The 18869-nt window shown below is 37.2% G+C and carries 16 protein-coding genes; all 16 read right to left on the reverse strand.

The features are described from left to right. Window positions 1-55 precede the first annotated feature (55 nt). A complete protein-coding gene (locus BK574_RS06840; RefSeq protein ID WP_078428052.1) occupies window positions 56-784 on the reverse strand; it encodes a gamma-glutamyl-gamma-aminobutyrate hydrolase family protein in 729 nt (242 codons plus the stop codon). Between the two features lie 248 nt (window positions 785-1032). After that, window positions 1033-2307 carry a group II intron reverse transcriptase/maturase gene (gene ltrA / locus BK574_RS06845; RefSeq protein WP_078428053.1) on the reverse strand — a complete coding sequence of 425 codons (1275 nt, stop codon included), beginning with the start codon at window positions 2305-2307 and terminating at the stop codon, window positions 1033-1035. A gap of 558 nt (window positions 2308-2865) precedes the next feature. Beyond that, the gene (locus tag BK574_RS06850; RefSeq protein ID WP_158211566.1) at window positions 2866-4611 is read right to left on the reverse strand and encodes an acyl-CoA dehydrogenase family protein; all 1746 of its coding nucleotides are present in this window, start codon (window positions 4609-4611) and stop codon (window positions 2866-2868) included. Between the two features lie 360 nt (window positions 4612-4971). Further along, window positions 4972-5373: a MerR family DNA-binding protein gene (locus tag BK574_RS06855; protein ID WP_078428055.1), complete on the reverse strand. Its 402-nt coding sequence runs from the start codon at window positions 5371-5373 to the stop codon at window positions 4972-4974. 192 nt (window positions 5374-5565) lie between these two features. Further along, window positions 5566-5736 carry a hypothetical protein gene (locus BK574_RS27395; RefSeq protein WP_158211567.1) on the reverse strand — a complete coding sequence of 57 codons (171 nt, stop codon included), beginning with the start codon at window positions 5734-5736 and terminating at the stop codon, window positions 5566-5568. A gap of 52 nt (window positions 5737-5788) precedes the next feature. Beyond that, window positions 5789-6667 (reverse strand): haloalkane dehalogenase, encoded by an 879-nt coding sequence (locus tag BK574_RS06860; protein ID WP_078428056.1) that lies wholly within the window; start codon window positions 6665-6667, stop codon window positions 5789-5791. A gap of 54 nt (window positions 6668-6721) precedes the next feature. Beyond that, window positions 6722-8278, reverse strand: a complete 1557-nt coding sequence (locus tag BK574_RS06865; protein ID WP_078428057.1) for an acyl-CoA carboxylase subunit beta — start codon at window positions 8276-8278, stop codon at window positions 6722-6724. A gap of 453 nt (window positions 8279-8731) precedes the next feature. Then, window positions 8732-9763 (reverse strand): LLM class flavin-dependent oxidoreductase, encoded by a 1032-nt coding sequence (locus tag BK574_RS06870; protein ID WP_078428058.1) that lies wholly within the window; start codon window positions 9761-9763, stop codon window positions 8732-8734. A gap of 105 nt (window positions 9764-9868) precedes the next feature. After that, complete coding sequence (locus tag BK574_RS06875; RefSeq protein ID WP_158211568.1) at window positions 9869-11437, reverse strand: ATP-dependent acyl-CoA ligase; 1569 nt, start codon at window positions 11435-11437, stop codon at window positions 9869-9871. Window positions 11438-11453: 16 nt separating this feature from the next. Then, the gene (locus BK574_RS06880; RefSeq protein ID WP_078428060.1) at window positions 11454-12608 is read right to left on the reverse strand and encodes a thiolase family protein; all 1155 of its coding nucleotides are present in this window, start codon (window positions 12606-12608) and stop codon (window positions 11454-11456) included. Between the two features lie 12 nt (window positions 12609-12620). Beyond that, the gene (locus tag BK574_RS28080) at window positions 12621-13055 is read right to left on the reverse strand and encodes a thiolase family protein (protein ID WP_218970551.1); all 435 of its coding nucleotides are present in this window, start codon (window positions 13053-13055) and stop codon (window positions 12621-12623) included. Beyond that, window positions 13033-13620 carry a thiolase family protein gene (locus tag BK574_RS28085; protein ID WP_218970552.1) on the reverse strand — a complete coding sequence of 196 codons (588 nt, stop codon included), beginning with the start codon at window positions 13618-13620 and terminating at the stop codon, window positions 13033-13035. Before BK574_RS28085 ends, BK574_RS28080 begins: the two co-directional genes overlap by 23 nt. Before the next feature lie 40 nt (window positions 13621-13660). Then, window positions 13661-14866: a cytochrome P450 gene (locus BK574_RS06890; RefSeq protein ID WP_078428061.1), complete on the reverse strand. Its 1206-nt coding sequence runs from the start codon at window positions 14864-14866 to the stop codon at window positions 13661-13663. 163 nt (window positions 14867-15029) lie between these two features. Beyond that, the gene (locus BK574_RS06895; protein WP_078428062.1) at window positions 15030-16388 is read right to left on the reverse strand and encodes a phenylacetate--CoA ligase family protein; all 1359 of its coding nucleotides are present in this window, start codon (window positions 16386-16388) and stop codon (window positions 15030-15032) included. Between the two features lie 382 nt (window positions 16389-16770). Then, window positions 16771-17544: an SDR family oxidoreductase gene (locus BK574_RS06900; protein WP_078428063.1), complete on the reverse strand. Its 774-nt coding sequence runs from the start codon at window positions 17542-17544 to the stop codon at window positions 16771-16773. 273 nt (window positions 17545-17817) lie between these two features. Further along, window positions 17818-18837, reverse strand: coding sequence for a zinc-binding dehydrogenase (locus tag BK574_RS06905; protein WP_078428064.1), 1020 nt, complete (start codon window positions 18835-18837; stop codon window positions 17818-17820). Between the last annotated feature and the right edge of the window lie 32 nt (window positions 18838-18869).

Raw genomic sequence — 18869 nt, forward strand, 5'->3', positions numbered from 1 at the left:
AAAACATCACATCCTAAAAAAATTTCAGCTTATAACAAATTATTTTAAAGTCACATCATACCGTATCACTGGAACATTCAGTAATAAAGGCCTTGAATAATTGAACCATGCTTGGATCTTCACTTGCCATTTCCTCTGGATGCCATTGTATACCAACCATAAAGGATACTCCAATACCCTCAATTGCTTCTATTACGCCATCAGGCGCCCGAGCGACAGTTTTAAAATTAGGAGCTAACTTATCAATTGCCTGATGATGCATACTATTTACACGGATATTTAAGCTTCTAATGACCCGATACAACCAACTATCCTCGAAAATCTCAATATGATGGGTAGCCTCAGATCGTTCTGCTTGCTGAAAGTGTTTAATCGCTTGATTATTATTCACTTCGATATCTTGAAATAATGTTCCTCCTAAAGCAACATTTAAAATAGATATACCCCTACAAATAGCTAGAATAGGTTTCTGCCTACTGTAAGCCTGTTTTACAAGTTCAATTTCCATTTTGTCACGTTTAGTAAACGTTTTTTGTAAAGTTGGATGAGGGTCCGAACCAAAATGGTAAGGGTCTACATCTTCACCACTACTTAAAATAAAACCATCACAGCTGGAAACCCACTCGCCTACTATCTCTTTTGGGCCAATTGGAAGAACAATAGGTACCCCTCCTGCATGTAAAACTGATTGAATATATTTCTCATGGACATGGACAGACCGAATATTATTGTGATTTTCAATGGTACTTGTAATACCAATAACAGGCTTGCTTGGAGAAAGCACGCTAAATCATCTCCTCAAGTTAGTCTCATTTCTTTCAATGCTGTTCCAAAATATTCTTATCGAATGATCGTACAAAAATACATACTATCAAATTCAGCTGTGAGGATGCTAAGCGATCACGACAACAACTTTTTAGTTAGTTTTCAAAATAAATACCTGATCCAAATCGAGTAGAGGGAAAATAAGTTAACCTATTTTCGCCCCTCTCACAGCACCGTACATACGGGTCTCGTATACGGCGTTTCAATTTATATTACAGTGTGTACTTTTAAGTAACGTTCTAAAGCAGAGGGTACTCCCCTTTGTTTTAGTCTTTTGTTTGAGATTGCTTTTTGAACAACTTTCGATAATCCGATATACCGATAACCTTTCCGGCAGAACGTTAATCCTTTCGCTTCTTCTTCAGGTATCCCTAATTGAGTTAGCGACTTGATTTGTTTTTTCGCTACCTTCCATTGTTTCCAGATGATTACCCTTAATCTTGAGCGTAATTTCTTATCTATTCGACTCATTGCTGTTTTCATATTTGCGATTCTAAAGTAATTCACCCATCCGAATATGACTTGTTTCAGTTTCAGTATTCGGTAGTCTAACGGAACACTCCAATTTCGCTTTGTCAATTGTCGAAGCTTCCTTTGAAATTTCTGTACTGAAATTGGATGAGGCCGCACTTGATATCTCTTGTTATTAGGATCATAATAATACCCAAATCCCAAGAATTTTAACTCTTTTGGGCGAGAAACTTTACTCTTTTCGGCATTTACTATCAATCCTAATTTCTCTTCTATAAATCTCACGATTGATTTCATCACTCTGTCAGCGGCTTTTTCGCTTTTCACAAAGATGAGTGCGTCATCAGCGTATCTTATGAATCGTAATCCTCTACTTTCTAATTCCTTATCGAGTTCATTCAACATAATATTACTCAATAATGGACTGAGGTTACCTCCTTGCGGAGTCCCGATTGGTGTTTCTTCATATTTCCCATTCACCATGACCCCACTAACAAGATATTTTCTTATTAGAGAGATAACGTCTCCATCATCTATTGTGTTGGCAATAATTCGCATGAGTTTATCGTGGTGGACTGTATCGAAGAATCTTTCAAGGTCAATGTCCACTATCCAATCGTGTCCATCATTCAGATATTCCAAGCTTTTTATAATTGCCATCTCACAACTTCTTTTTGGTCTAAAGCCGTAACTGAATTCACTGAACTGCTTTTCGAATATCGGACTAAGTACTTGGTGAATTGCTTGTTGAACTACCCTATCCACTACTGTTGGTATTCCCAATTTGCGCATCTTTCCATTTTCTTTTGGGATCTCCACTCTTAAGGCAGCTTGTGGTTGGTATTTTCTTGTTCTGATGCGCTGGCGCAGTTCATCCTTGTTCTCTTTCAGATATTGTTTTAGTTCGTCGACTGTTACTCCGTCGACCCCACTTGCACCCTTATTTCTATAAACACGCAGGTAAGCTTCGTTCATGTTTTGATTACTTAAAATCTGCTCTAAAAGCTTCACACTCGTTTCTCCTCTCCTCTCACGTAGTAAGTGATAGCTCCATTTTGGCTATCCTTTGAGATACGCTCATTCTTTCACCATTAACACATTCGGAGTTCGTCACTTACGCATTCGTGGCGTTGAAACACTATAAATTGTTCAGCCCTTCATGAGATTACTCATTACTATGGCTTCTGCTGACTTCTTGCGGTTAACCTTTTTCGACTGTACATATGTACATTCGCAAGATCTCCCAGGGTAAGACAGCTATCTTTCCTCTTTTACTCGCCTGATTTACTTAATAAAGTTACGCACATCTTTTGGACTTTGGCTTGTATTGGAGCCTCATCCCTTTATCAAGCCTTAGTATCAGATTTCTGTTCGTCGAGCCAAGATTTTATTCCACGCTTCCTTAGTGGTTGGTCGATGTGTACCCCCACAGTGGACTTTCACCACCTAGATAGTTGCCATGCCTGGCACACATTAAAAAGGTGGAGTCTTCTCCACCTTTAAAAAAAATGCCCTGCTATCTGTAGTGATTATATGAGGTAACTATTTTCTTTTTTTCGATAATATTAGTTACATAGATTTCTGACTAAAATTAACAAGTGATTCAAACACTTCATCTGAAATACTTTCGTTTGATAGAATTCCTCTATCAGCAGAACGATCAAAGGTGGAACGGATCCACTGTTCGACAGCCAGCATCCTTCGGCCGTCACCTTTATTTTCTATATCATACTGCGCTTCTTCTAACAAATGAACTGCAGCAAATACGTCATACATAAAATCTGCTAATTTCTTCGCTAAAGCCGTTTGAGTATAAGCATCTTGACTCAACGTGTGCTTGATTAACTCTGCCACACGGTCTACTTCTTGTTGAAGACTATCCTTATAGTTGGTTAGCGCAGAATGATTAATTCCTCCAAGTGTTTCACGTAAATCATTTATAAAGCTGTGACCGCTTGCCTTTTGTAACGTTTTCAAAATTTCTAGTGATTGAATATTTGCTGTCCCTTCCCATACTGGATTTACTATGGCATCCCGTAATAGACGTGGGGTAACATACTCTTCGATATAACCGTTCCCGCCGTGAAGCTCTAACGCATCTTTTGTTACAGATACACCTATTTCGCTACCGCGATATTTGACTAAAGATAATAAAATTCGTAATAAAGCATAGTTTTCTTCGTTCTTATTATCATACGTGTGTACTTCATCAAATAATTTAATCATTTGTGCTGAAATTGCCCAACCTGCCTCGATGTCTGTAATCATTTTTACTAATGTTTCACGTACCATCGGAAAACGATTGATCCGTTGTCCGAATGCTTCCCGGTGTTCGGTATAAATTGCAGCTTCGAGAAATGCACGTCTAGCAAGCGCAATCCCAGAAATTCCTGTTCCTAATCGAGAAACATTCAATGCCTCTGCCATATACTTAAAACCCTTATCCTCTTCTCCAATTAAATAACCAACAGCTTCATTAAAAATTAATTCTCCACTAGCAACAGCACGAACACCTAGCTTGTCTTTCAATCGCCGGATTGTTATATTATTCCTTGATCCATCAGGTAAGGTCCGCGGCACAAGAAAAAGACCTAAACCTTTCGTTGACGGCTTATCGTTAACACGTGCTAACGCAATCGCCACTTCTGCATCACAATTACTCGCAAACCACTTTTCTCCTGTTAATAAGTAGTGATCACCGTTTTTCACTGCCGCTGTGGTCGCTGCTCCAACATCAGAACCTCCTTGAATTTCTGTTAAAAATGTAGCTCCTTCTTTATGTGTATCTGGATCCCATGATGCTAACGCTGTTAGATATTTTGCTTTTTGTTGTTCGGAACCAAATTTCTCTAGGACAAAAGCGGCTGATTGAGATAAACCTACTGGACATGTAAACCCTGGTTCAGTTTCACACAATAAATAAATTAAAATTGAATTCACTAAAAACGGTATTTTTTCAGGAGCCTTTTCATCATAACGGTAAGCAACAACACCTGTTCCATATCCTTCTTTTACAGTTTGTTTGTATCCTTCGTTGTACCATACTTCGTTAATTTCTTTCCCTTTTTTATTATAGCGAATTAATCTAGGGGCACCTTCTCGATCAGTGTGTACGGCTCTTTTATCCATCGGGCCTGAAGCTAAAGCTCCTGTTTTTTCAAATGCTTCTTCTACATACTTTAAGACTGTATCTGATAAATATCGCTTAGCATAACGTGTTAGTATCGGATCATCACTATACCAGTTCGCATCATTTCCACTTTCCCATTTTCCATAGTCTAACGTGCTATGTTCTTCTAATATATTTTTACTCATCTTTTTCATCTCCTCACTTATAATATACTCTTGAAATAATGGAAGTTATTTTGCAACTATAAATCGGTAGGTGTTTAAATTAAAGTTCGAATTCCTCGCGTAACACTAAATAAAGATCGTGAGTGTAAAATATATATCGCTCTAAGTTGTCGTTAACGTTAACTTAAAGTAAAGTTTAACATTCGTATTTTAATTTGTCAAAATATTTATGCAATTATATTTTATTGCTTTCATATTTTATTGAAAATAAAAAAAGAGCTTTCATTAATGAGTCACTCATCGGCAACTTCTTTAGGAAAGCTCTACTTTTATAAATTAATAGTTTACGTTAGTAATAACTACATAACTTTTATTAAATGATTATTTACCTGGTGGTGATCCTTCTTTCTCTTCTAAGAACCTTTGACGATTAGTCTCAATTTCTGTTTTCATAATTTCTAACTCATGAATTTTCTCAGTAATTTCAGCTATTTTTTCATCGGCATATTGGATAATTCGTTGTCTTTCTTTTTCCCCCGTTGGATTAGACTCATAAAGGTCGATCATTTCTTTTATTTCTTCTAATTTAAAACCTTGACGTTTGCCACGTAAAATTAACTTTAACCTACGCCGTTCTTTATCTGTAAAATAGCGTTGTTGTGTTGGGCCTTCCCGTTCTTCTGATTTTAATAGACCTACTTGTTCATAATAACGGATCGTTCTGGATGTAATATCAAACATAGAGGCAATTTCACTAATTGAGTACCTTTCTTTTCTTTCCATCGTTTCTCCTTTTTCCGATTTTACACAAACTTATCACTTTCAATTACTATTGTCAAAAAAATCAAAAAAACTGTAGCCACACTACAAATATTGTAAAGTTTAGAATTTCCCTTGAAAAACAAGAATTGTTGATTTTACTATATCATCGTTCTTTAACTTTTTTCACTCTATAAAAAGTTCCTGAAGTTGTACTTAATAGTTCTCCTTCGTCTCACTTACAGGACATTCAATCGTACATTGCCTTTTTTCTTCATCATATGAAAACTCGAAATTAAATAACCTAAATAAGAAAATTTGTTCTGGTGAAAACTCAGCTTTTTCCAAAGAAGTCTTGATGTGCTCTAAAATGTCTTTTTGGTTCATTCTCCCATCTCCAAAATTTGATTTTTTGCTTGTCATATAAAGTATTGCTTTACTAAATTGTTCTTAGAAAGCTAGCAATAGCATCACCAATCTCATTAGGTGAATCTTCCTGAATAAAGTGGAGTCCTTTAACTGTAACTTCTGTTTGATTTGGCCAAGTTCTACAAAAGTCTCGTTGTGGTCCAGTTAAAATCATCCCTGGTTCCGCATTGATAAATAGTTTTGGAATATCACAAGTCGATAACCAAGAAGAATAATTTTGTACTATATTATGGACCTCTGCAGGTTCTCCTTCTAAAGGAATTTCACGTGGCCATGTTAACATTGGGCGTCGCGTTTCACCTGCTTCCTTATAAGGACTACGATAAATATCCATCTCTTCGTCTTTCATTGGACGCAAAATACTTGCTGGTAATATTTTTTCTATAAAACCATTTTCCTCTAAAATGAATTTTTCACCTTTTGGTGAACGCATTTTTTTAAAAATATTTAATGCAGAGTTTGGCCATTCATCCCAGGTAACGGGTCGTACAATTCCTTCCATGTATGCAATACCTTTAATTCGATCTCTATTCTCATTTGCCCAGTGGAAACCAAGGGCTGTTCCCCAATCATGCAAAACAAGAGTAACATTTTCTAATTTTAATGCATCAAACCAAGAATTAAGATAACGGAAATGTTCAAGAAAACTGTAATCTCCACTTGGTAATTTTCCAGATTCACCCATCCCGACTAAGTCAGGAGCCAAACAGCGTCCAAGACCTTCAACTTCAGGGATAACATTACGCCATAAATATGATGAGGTAGGATTTCCATGTAGGAATACAATTGGTTCCCCTTCACCTTCATCAATGTATGCAATCTCTGTATCTAGCACTTTAATTCTTTTACGTTTATACTTATCTTCTGCTGAAATATTAGTTTCTTTCATTACTATCCCTCCTCTTGTAATTGCCAAACTTAGACTTAAATTCGTTTATTTGTTTTACGGTCGCATACCATGACTGGAAGGACCTAGTTGTTGTGGAATTAATTCATATGCATTTTTAATCCAGTCACACAGAAGCGGACGTGTGTCTCTCGGATCAATGATCTCCTCAATGCCAAATGCCTCGGCTGTTCGAAATGGAGATCGAACGGCCTCCATACGTTCCATTAATTCATTAATTAAAGCTTCAGGGTTGTCACTTGCTTCAAGTTCCCGCCGGTAAGCTACATGAACTCCTCCTTCAACAGGTAAAGATCCCCAATCACCTGATGGCCAAGCATATCGTAAATTTAAACTGTGGCCGTTTGACATTCCCGCACCACCAACCCCGAATACTCTTCTAAGGATTATTTCTACCATCGGAACCGTCGCCTGATATACTGCTGAAATTGCCCGAACTCCTTTACGGATTGTTCCTTTTTGTTCTGAAGACAGTCCGATTACCATACCTGGCTGATCGACTAAATTGACAATCGGTAAATGAAACGTTTGACATAGATCCACAAATTTCTCAAGCTTCTCTGAGCTTTCTGAAGTTAACCCTCCGCCGTTAATGTAAGGGTCAGAAGCTAAAACTCCGACAGGGTAGCCATCTAACCTAGCAAAAGCAGTTACCGTACCACCACCATAATATTTACCCATTTCAAAGATGGAATCCTTATCAAATACCGCTTCAAGAATTGTACGAATTTTATATGGTGTCCTTCGATTTTTGGGTACAATTGATATAAGATCTTCCTCTCTACGGTTAGGATCATCGTAACTTTCAACGATTGGCGGAAGCTGCCATACGCTCGATGGAAGATAAGACAAAAACGTCCGAATTTGCTCGAATGCCTCTTCTTCAGTTCTAGCAAAATTATCTATTGCACCACTCGAACGATGAACTTGTACTCCACCCAATTCTTCCTTTGTCAAATCCTGCCCCATTCCAAACTTTACGACAGGAGGACCCGCGACAAAAAGTTGAGATGTGTTTTCAACCATGATAGAAAAATGTGAAGCAGCTACTCTTGCAGCTCCAAGACCAGCAACCGATCCTAAACAAGCTGAAACAACGGGAACTCTTTCCATATTAGCAACGACTAAATCCCAAGCAGGATTAACAGGTATATAGGTATGCCCTTCTTTATCTAAGTACTTTACACTTCCACCACCGCCAGTTCCATCGACAAGACGAATGATCGGTAATTGAAGATCATGGGCCAAACGTTCTGCATATATTTGTTTCCCCATTATGGCACCATCAGCAGCCCCACCACGAATTGTAAAGTCATCCGCACCGACAACGACTTTTCGTCCATTGACTCGCCCTGTGCCAAGGATAAAGTTAGCTGGTGTAAATTCAGTTAAATTACCATCTTCATCGTATTTCGCTTTTCCAGCAATCGCTCCTGTTTCATGAAAACTATTTGAGTCTAGTAAACTCTCAATCCTTTCTCTAACATTTAACTTTCCATGAGATTTATGCTTTGCAACCCTTTCCTCGCCTCCCATCTGACGTGCCACTTTTTCTCGTTTTCGAAGTTCTTCTATTTCAGGTTTCCAAGTCATAAAATTCCTCCTTAATCTATAAAAACTCTCCTTTTCTGGCAAAACTTATATTTAATACTAGTATTATCTCATACTTTCAATTCTATATCTAAACCTATATTTGTTTATTTGAATTTTGGGAATATTTTTGTTGTAAGTATATATAAACAAGAGGTTGTAGCTAATATTTAGTTAAATAAAAAGTTTAAAGACTCAGAGTATAAAGAACTCAGAGCCTCTTGTGTGTTATTTACTTTGTGATTTTTTTTTCAAATGTTTTAATGTGGTTTAGTACGTTTCTCCACAATAACCGAATAACTTTGAGTTTATTGTAAATATCCCTAGATGTAAGTGTTGCCAATATCATTTATCCCGCAACAACTGTCAGTAATACCCCACTTCAAGACTTCGAGGAATAAAGGAAGGATAAGTGGGGGAAGAGGGGAATCCTTACTGATTGAAGTTTTACTTTATTTAAATTCTTGGTTTTACATAACGCATAAATAACTCTAAAGACTTATTCCATTTATCCACCGTTGTCCAATCATACGTTGTGATTAATAATGTACCAAATTCTCCGATTTCCTTTTTGAGATCATTAATTTTACGGACACACTCATCAGGACTACCGATAATCCATGGGCCTGTTTCTGCCATATACTCTAATGTTACATCTTCATCAGCCATATCTGGATCCTCTTTCGCTAGCGGCCGAAGTCCTAATCCAAAGAGGTAATCATAGTAAGTTTCTTCTGCACCTGCTCGAATATCTTTCCAAGCCTGCTCAGTTGTTTCTGCTACATATACAACACGAGTTATTCTCCAATCTGGACGTGGTGATGGTTGTCCATGTTCAGCTGCTACTCTATCTAATGTTTCTCCGTGTTGTTTAAGGATATTAACAGGAGAAAACATGACACTTAGAGGAGATATCCCATGTTTTGCTGCAAGTGTAAAGCTGTTTAATGTTGCTAAACCAGCAATCGCCATCGGCGGACCACCCTTTGTATACGGTTTCACATTTAACTCCATATTGTTCATTTCCCAGTACTTACCCTTATGTGATACTGGCCCTTCCGAATTAAAGATTTTCATTATCATCTCTAAAGACTCATTCATCATTGGTCGTGTTTCCTCTGGTTCAATATCAAATAACTCCATATCACTTGGTAAGCCGCCCGCCCCTACCCCTAATATGAGACGACCTTCCGTCAAGTGTTCTAAAAATGCAATTCTTTCAGCTACTTGAAATGGATGATGATAAGGTAATGAAACAACACCCGTACCAAGTGTAATACGTTTTGTAAGTGCTGCTACATAGGCTAACATAATCTCTGCTGATGGTACTATTTCCCTACCACCAGAATGGTGCTCTCCCATCCAAACCTCATCAAAACCTAATTTTTCAGCATATATGATCTGTTCTACATCTCTTTTTAAAGCTAAAGTTGTATTTTCGTTTTCTGGATGGTCTGGCATAAAAAATAAACCTGTTCTTAAACCCATATCATACACCTTCTTATAATAGTTTTCCTTACTTTAGTAGTCTATGAATCTTTAATTTGAAAAATTACAAATTTATAGATAGAAGATGGATAATTTTTTAGGACTCTATTTTTGAATTTTTATATTACTTTTCACCCTATCCCATGCAGAACCAATGCCGTCTTTGCGTAATTCATACTTTTGTACTCTCTCAGTTGCTGTTTTGGGAAGATCTTTTCGAAGTTCTATATAGCGTGGTATCATATAAAACGCCATATTTTGCTCGCAATATCGAATGAATTTTTCAAGGTCAAATAGTCCTTGGTCTATATTAGGTTTTAAAACTAAATATACTTTTACATCTTCTTCGGATAATTCAGATGGCACACCGATCGCTGCACTTTCAATTACATCTGGATATTTATTAATGATCTTTTCAATTTCATAGGATGAAATATTCTCACCCCGATATCGGATACAATCCTTCAAACGATCTTTAAAATAAAAGAACCCTTCCTCATCCATCGAACCTCTATCTCCAGTGTAAAACCAGTTATTTTCAACTACATGATCAGTTTTATCAGGCATTTTATAGTATCCTGAAAATATCGTGCTTTCTTGTTTTGCACGAATAACAATTTCACCATCTGTATAAGGTGGTAATTCATTTCGATTTAGGTCTACAATTTTTACATCCAGATGAGATAAAGGTTTCCCAACGGAACCAATTTTTTGTTCACTCATTGTGTTACACATACTTACAGTAGCTACTTCGCTCAGACCGTAACCTTCCAAGATTTTAATATTAAATCGTTTTTCGAACTCTTCCCAAATTTCCTTTGGGGCAGCTCCACCAAACACTTTTGTTACTGAATGGTCACGGTCTGAGTCTCCTTGCTCTTGTTTATATAAAATCGTTAACATTGAACCAATGTAATTAAAAACAGTTGCCTTGTTTTCTTTAACTTCATTCCAAAAGTTAGAAGCACTAAATCGTTCTGATAACACAAGTTGTGCACCTTTTATCAGAGCTCCCATGGCAGACAACTGTTGAGCATTACAATGAAATAATGGTAAACACGTATATAGAATATCATCCTCATTTATTTTTCCATATTCATTAACGAACTTTAGTGCTGTATTAATATAAGTGTAGTGTGATAATACTACTCCCTTCGGTAAACCCGTAGTGCCTGATGTGTAAATTATCGACATGGGATCCGACTGTACAAGGCTTACTGGTTTAAATATTTTACTATGCGCAAAGCTTGCTTCAATAATTGATGATTTATTCCTAATCATCATTTCTCTTGATAATTCACATTTAATTTTGTCAATATTCTCCTCGAATTCAGTATCGTATATTAGTAATAGGGAATCTGAGTGATTTAATATATGCTTTAAGCTATCTCCTTTAATATGTGTGTTAACAGGAACCATGACTGCACCTAACTTTGCTAATGCAAACCAGATGAAAATAAAATCGGTGTGATTTTTTAATAGCAACGCGACATGACTTCCTTTTTTAAAGCCTTGGGCTGACAATACATGCGCAATTTGTGCAGAGCGCTCGTCTACTTGTTGATATGTAAAACTCTCATTTTTAAATTTTACATAAACCTGATTTGGTTTTCTTATCGCTTGGTGAGTAAGTGCATCAACGATATGATTTAATTGATTATTCTCATCTACCAATGTACTTCGCCTCCAACTAAACGATTCTTTCAATTATTGTAGCGTTAGCCATGCCGTGACCTTCACAAATCGTCTGAAGCCCATACCTTCCACTTGTTCGTTCAAGTTCATGAATTAAAGTTGTAAATAACCGAGTTCCACTTGCACCTAAAGGATGCCCGAGTGCAATTGCACCACCATTAGGATTTAATTTTTCTGGCTTAGCACCAGTTTCTTTTAACCACGCCAATGGTATCGATGCGAAAGCCTCATTGACTTCATATATATCAATATCATCTATTGATAGACCCGTTCTCTTTAATATTTTTTCCGTTGCAGTTATTGGTCCCGTTAACATAAGAGTTGGATCTGAGCCGATAACAGTCCTTGCTAAAACTTTAAATTTTGGATTTAATCCGAGGTCAATTGCTTTTTGTTTTTCCATTAGCAAAACTGCTGATGCGCCATCACTTATTTGACTTGAATTTCCTGCATGTATCTTACCACCCTCTTTAAAAACAGGTGATAATGTACTAAGTTTCTCTAAACTAGTATTGAACCGAGGGCCAGAGTCTTGAATAATTGTTTCCCTTTCTCCAGCCTGATTCAAAACTTCAACTGGCAAGATTTGTGTCTCAAACCTTTTTTCATTTATTGCTCTTATTGCTTTTTGATGACTCTCATATGCGAACTCATCCATTTCTTCCCTTCTAATCTCCCATTTTTCGGCAATCCATTCAGCTGACAAACCTTGATTTGTCATTTTAAATTGAGAGGTTAAATTAGGATGGAAATTAACTGGACCTAGAAAGTTTGAAAACATAGGGACTCTAGTCATATTTTCGATACCCGCTGCAATTACAACATCCATATCACCACTTAGAATAGCTTGAGACGCAAAATGAATGGCTTGTTGACTAGATCCACATTGCCGATCTACTGTAGTACCTGGAACTTCTATCGGAAAGCCCGCAAGTAGACTTGCTAATCTTCCAATATCTGCAGCTTGTTCCCCAACTTGAGTAACACAACCCATAATAACATCTTCAATCATTTCCGCTTCGATACCTGCTCTTTTCACAACTTCTTTTAATACAGAAGCAGCTAATTCATCGGATCGAATATTACTAAACACGCCCCCTTTTTTTCCTAAAGGCGTACGTACTGCTTCTATAACTACAACTTCTCTCATATTAACAAACCCCTATCTTTTTAAAATCGTTATTGCGCTCGCTGCGTTTTCACGTCCTAAAAATCCACCAGCATTTTCAGCCAGAGCAACCTTCGCGCCTTTTATTTGTCTAGGCCCAGCTTCTCCCCTCAATTGAAATACCAATTCACATATTTGACCAATACCAGTTGCTCCAACAGGATGACCTTTTGCTTCAAGTCCGCCACTTGTATTCACTGGCTTTGAACCATCTAGATAAGTTAACTTATCTACTATTAATTTTGCTGCATTTCCATGTTCACATAACCCGAGCTCTTCATAGGTCATTAACTCTGAAGAAGCTGCCGCATCATGTATTTCAAAAACATCAATATCCTCTGGCCCTATACCAGCCTCTTTATATGCTGCTTTTCCAGCCCCTTCTATGAGGCTTGGTTCACCCACTTCACGTTTTTGAACGTTGAGCATAAGGATTAAGACTTCCATTTGTGTGGTTTTTTGATGCAACCATAGCTAAGTGTTCTTTTGTAACTCCAGATTGATACATAAATTTCCGAGCGATAGAGGCATAGACATCCATCGTCACACTATGTGCCCCTGTTGATTGGTCTAAAATATGCTTCATTTCTTCCACATCTAAACCACCTTCGAACGACTTAAACATAATATTTCGATCTTCATGTGTCATTTTTTCAACACCAAGCACTAATACGCAATCGTACATACCAGCCTTTATACCAATTGTAGCTAAATGAAGCGCTGTTGAGGAACTTGCGCACGCATTCTCAATATTAAATATTGGGATTCCGCCGATACCAGCAGACTTTAAAACAACTTGTCCTCTAATCGTTTCTTGACCTGTAACAACTCCAGCTACCGCATTGCCAACATAAGCTGCTTGAATAGCTTCCTTTTGGATTCCCGCATCATTTAAAGCTTTATTAACAGCCTCGGTTCCAAGATCTTTTAAGCCTCTATCAATAAATTTACCAAACTGTGTCATACCTACACCTGCAATTACGACTTCATTCATTAGGTAACCTCCAATTCATACTTTCTGTCTTAAAAGTAATTTAATCAAAAAGAACAGGTAAGCTCTTCAACGCTCGACTGATAATAATAGGTTGCCATTCTACGTCATTCGTTTCTAAACGAATGGTTGGGAAACGCTTTAAAACTTGATTAATGGCGACCGAAGCTTCTAATCTCGCTAGGGGAGCACCTAAACAATAGTGAATACCTTTACCAAAGCCTAAATGGTGATTTGGTTTTCTCGTAATATCCAACTCATCTTCATTATCAAAGACTTCTGGGTCACGATTTGCTGCAATTTGCATTAATAGTAATCGTTGTCCTTCTTTTATTCTTTTTCCATTTATGACTACATCTTTTTTTGCCACTCTCATAATAGCCTTACTTGGCCCATCATAGCGAAGTAATTCTTCAATAGCAGTGTCAATGAGTGAAGGGTTGTTTTTTAAGAGCTTCAGTTGTTCTGGATTGGATATCAAAGATAGTAAACCATTCGCAATAAGGTTAGTCGTTGTCTCGTGCCCACCGAAAACAAGTAACGTACACGTTGCAATAATTTCATCTTTTGAAAGAGCATCGCCTTTTTCTTTCGCATTTACTAGGGAGCTGATTAAATCATCTTTCGGATTTTTCAACCGATCATTAACAACATCACCTAAATATGAGGCCATCTGTTGCATCCCTTTTTGTGCCCTTTCATGTCGATCTGAATCTTTTACTGCGCCAAAGACAAGCAATAATAAATCATCAGACCATTGCTTTAATAGACCTCTATCTTCATCAGGTAAACCTAACATTTTAGAGATTACGAGGATCGGTAATACAAAAGCATAATCACGGATCACATCCATCTTCTTAGCACTCTCAACTTGATCTAATAAGTAATCCGTAACTTCATACATAAATGGGCGCATTTCTTCAACCGCTTTCGGTGTAAATGCTTTATTCACTAACATTCGAATTCGAGTATGGTTTGGAGGATCATTAAACACCATCCATTTCGATAGGATTTCAAAGGTCGACACCATGTCTAAAACCTTTTCTTTTGACATGCTTTTAGATGGTCTAATTCGTTGTGACGTTAAACCTGGGTTTAGTAATGCTTCATTAATATCGTGATAACGAGTCAAAATCCAACCATCCCACTTATCACTCCAATAAACAGGATCTTCCGTACGTAGCAAATGAAAGTACGGATATGGGTTTTTCACCACTTCTGGTGCTAGTAAATCATCATGGATCGGCATCAATACTTCCTCCTTTTTATGAAAGTTAAAATCATAAAGACTTTACAAAATACAATCTGTTTTCAAAGATGGAAAACTATTACTTATACTTTCCTCGGTAACACGTAAATTTTGTAAGGCAATAGGTAATATTGAGATAATATCACTATGATTCCTTGGAAGATTAGCTAGTTTTTCGATTATCAACGACTCTTCTTGCTTTAAAAATCGTTTCTGGCAGTGAACCTTGTTCAATTAACTCTACGCCAATTCTTATCCCGAGTTTTGTTTTGAACAACTCTTTTGCTTCGTTTTCCATTTGTAATCTTTGATCCTCTCTTCTTTCATTCTTATATTCTATCTTCACTAGCATTTCATCTAATGCACCCTTTTTGTCTACGATGATCTGATATTCAGCACTACTCCAACTTAATGATCTAACAATATTTTCAATGGCACTTGGATAAATGTTCGTACCCCGAATGACGAGCATATCGTCTAAACGACCTAACACACCATGTGGTAAACGAGGATATGTTCTACCGCACGAACACGGTTCATCCGTCATAAAGCTTTCATCGCCAGGCCAAAACCGGATCATTGGCTGAGATTGTCTCCATAAGTGTGTGTAAACTATAGCTCCACGCTCACCCATAGCAATTGGTTGATGAGGGTCGTCCCCACTAACAATTTCAGTAAAAACCTCATCTTGATAAAGGTGAACACCTGATTGAGACTCACAAGCTGTACTTGTCATAAATGGATACATTTCAGATGTAGACCCTGCGTCATGAAGACTAGCATTCCAACCATTTGTTAATATTTCCTTAGTATGAGGTAAAGAAGCACCAATTTCTCCACCAGCGATCAGTCTAGTAACTGAACTTTCCTGTAAATCGATTCCTTTTTCCTTCGCCTTCATAAGTAAATGCATGCAATAAGAGACAGTCCCCGAAAAAGTCGAAGGTTTAATTCTCTCAATCAAATCTAAATGTTTATCTGATTCAATCGCTCCTAATGGAAAAATGGTTGAACCTATCCTTTCTGCACCTTGTAAAACACCCCATCCCCCAAAGAATAAAGAAAAGGGGAAACCTATTTGAATAACATCATCAGGTCTTAGTCCAGTGGACCACATGGCCATTGCATGAATTTCAGCCGCACGTTCCCAGTCCTCTTTACTTACTTGATAAAAAGTAGGTGTTCCAGATGTGCCACTTGAACCTTGTATCCTTGCAATCTCATTTGATTTAAACGGTCCAGCATAACTTCCGAAAGTCGGGTTTTCCAATTGATCCGCTACAAGCATCTTTTTAGTAATAATGGGAACTTTCCTTGAAAAGTCTTCAATTGTTTTAACATCAGAAGGCTTAAAATTATGATTATCATAATGTTTTCGATAAAAAGGTAATGTGTGATAGACGTAATCTAATTGTTTTTGTATTCTGTTTAATATGATTTCATTTCTTTTTTCGGGATCTAATGTTTCTCTCTCCTCGTTCCAATATTTTTGGTATCCTCTTTGGTCCATCACTTTTGTCATTTATCATTCCTCCTAAAATATGATAAAAACAAATAAACATGTTTTTATTTAGAGAACTAACTAATTTAATGTTATGAATATTCAGAATAATAATTACACACTTAAATGTTATGTTTTACAATGTAGGAATTAAGAGAAAAGTTAGAGAGAGGGACTAAAAAGGCAAAGTATTAGACCCTCAACTCTTTTCTATGGTTGCTAATAAAAAGTAACAACTATATTTCATGTAAAAGTGAGGGTCCCCTAACTTACGAGATACTTATATGAAAAGACAACTAATGTTATGAGAAGTTTTTTTGAACTAAGAGATAATGGTAAATAATTTTTATTCTAGTACAAATGATTGTTGACTAATATTCTATTCTTTAGCTTAAATTGCCGATTACATCGCACTAAATCCACCATCAACCATTAAAATATTTCCAGTCACATACCCACTTGCCTCTGAAGCTAAGAATACAGCAGCACCTTTTAAATCATCTTCTGAACCAAATCGGTTTAATGGTGTATGAGCTAGTATTGCCTCGGCATTTTCTTCCATTAAACCTTTTGCCATTTTTGTAGGGAAGAAACCTGGTGCAATGGCATTTACATGAATATTATGTTTACCCCATTTAACAGCAAGATCCTTCGTAAATGTAATGACAGCCCCTTTACTTGCATTATAACCAACTGCATCCATTATATCCTCACTAACTCCACCGAGGCCTGCAATAGAAGCGATATTAATAATTTTCCCAGATTTTTGTTTGATCATCTGTTTTCCTACAGCTTGTGACATTAAAAAGATACCCGTCACATTTACATCCATTACCCTGTTCCACTTATCTAATGGTAAATCCTCGAGAGGTGCCCCCCATGTTGCCCCACTGTTGTTAAATAATATATCTATTTTTCCGAACTCTTTAATTGTTTCTTCCACTACGTTATTTATATCGTCTGGATTTGTAACATCACACTTTATTGCTAATGATTTTACACCTAGTTCGCGTAGTTTTTGACTCGTTCTTTCGCAATCCTCCACCTTTCTTGAACAAACAACAACATCTGCTCCGAATTCGGCAAGGGAAATGGCTAGTTGTTCACCTAAGCCACGTCCTCCTCCAGTTACAATTGCGGTTTTGCCTGTAAGATCAAATAGCTTCTTCGTGTTCATAAAGTAATCCTCCGTATCTTAGTTTAATTGATAGAATTTTCGTATTTTAGTAATAAAATGAAACTCCTATCAGTGAGGGTCTTCCACTTTCCTTACTAATTGTTATTGAAGCCCACACGATGTAAATAGACATTGCCACAGGACGTTGCGCATTTAGTCTGCGTTCATTTACCTGTTAGTGGCAGTTTATCCCCCACTTATCCTTCTTTGATCCCTCGAAGTCTTGGAGTGGGGGTGTTTCTTCCAGTTGTATCAGGATAATTCTGTTGGCGCTTAATTAGGAATAGTTAAAACAATCTTTCCAAATTGGCTTCCCTTTTCCATTTGTTGATGAGCTTCATCTACCTGTTCAAGCGGATAAACTTGATCTACTACTGGCTCAATTTCATTTTTTTCATAAAGAGCCAACATATCAGCAAACTCTTTAGGCGTCCCCATTGTAGACCCCATAATCGTTAATTGTTTAAAGAAAATTCTTGGCATAACTACATTATTTACAGCACCTAGTGTTGCTCCAAAAGAAACAATTCTACCACCTGGTTTTGCTAAATTAATTAAATCATTAAAAGTGTCTCCACCAATACTATCTATTGATAGGTCGGCTCCTCCTGATAGCTTCTTCAATTCTTTTACCCAATTTTCATTGCGATAATTAATACCACCAGCAGCACCTAATTTTATTGCTTTTTCAATTTTTTCATCACTACTCGATGTAACATATACCTTAGCACCTAATGCTACAGCTATTTGTAAAGCAAAAGTTGCTACTCCACCACCAATCCCAGGAATAATGACGGTTTCACCTTCTTTTACCTGACCTTTTGTCACAACTGATCGGTATGCAGTTAGTCCAGCTAACGGCAACGCAGCTGCGGCTTCCCACGAAAGGTACTGTGGCTTTTTGAATACATTTTCAGCTGGTATTTTAATGTATTGTGCATAAGTTCCATCTATAGGCACTCCCAAAACAGAAAATGTTGGTTTTGGAAAATCAGGGTTATCGCCCCATCCCATGGCAGGGTTAATCACGACCTCATTACCAACTTCAAAACCTTGAACGCCTTCACCTAGTTCTGCGATAGTACCTGCACCATCTGCTCCAGGCGTAGAAGGTACTTGGATTCCTGGATACATTCCATAGCGAATGAAAATATCTCGACGATTTAGTGCAGCCGTCCGTAATTGAACCAATATTTCTCCAGGTCCTGGTTTAGGCATTGGAACTTCTTCTAAATATAATTCAGCTTTTTTTTCTCCAGGATTCACCTTATCTTTTAATACAATAGCTTTCATAATATACCTCCAGATTTCACTAGTATTTTATA

This window comes from Alkalihalobacterium alkalinitrilicum (genome assembly GCF_002019605.1).
GTDB classification, from domain to species: Bacteria; Bacillota; Bacilli; order Bacillales; family Bacillaceae_F; genus Alkalihalobacterium; species Alkalihalobacterium alkalinitrilicum.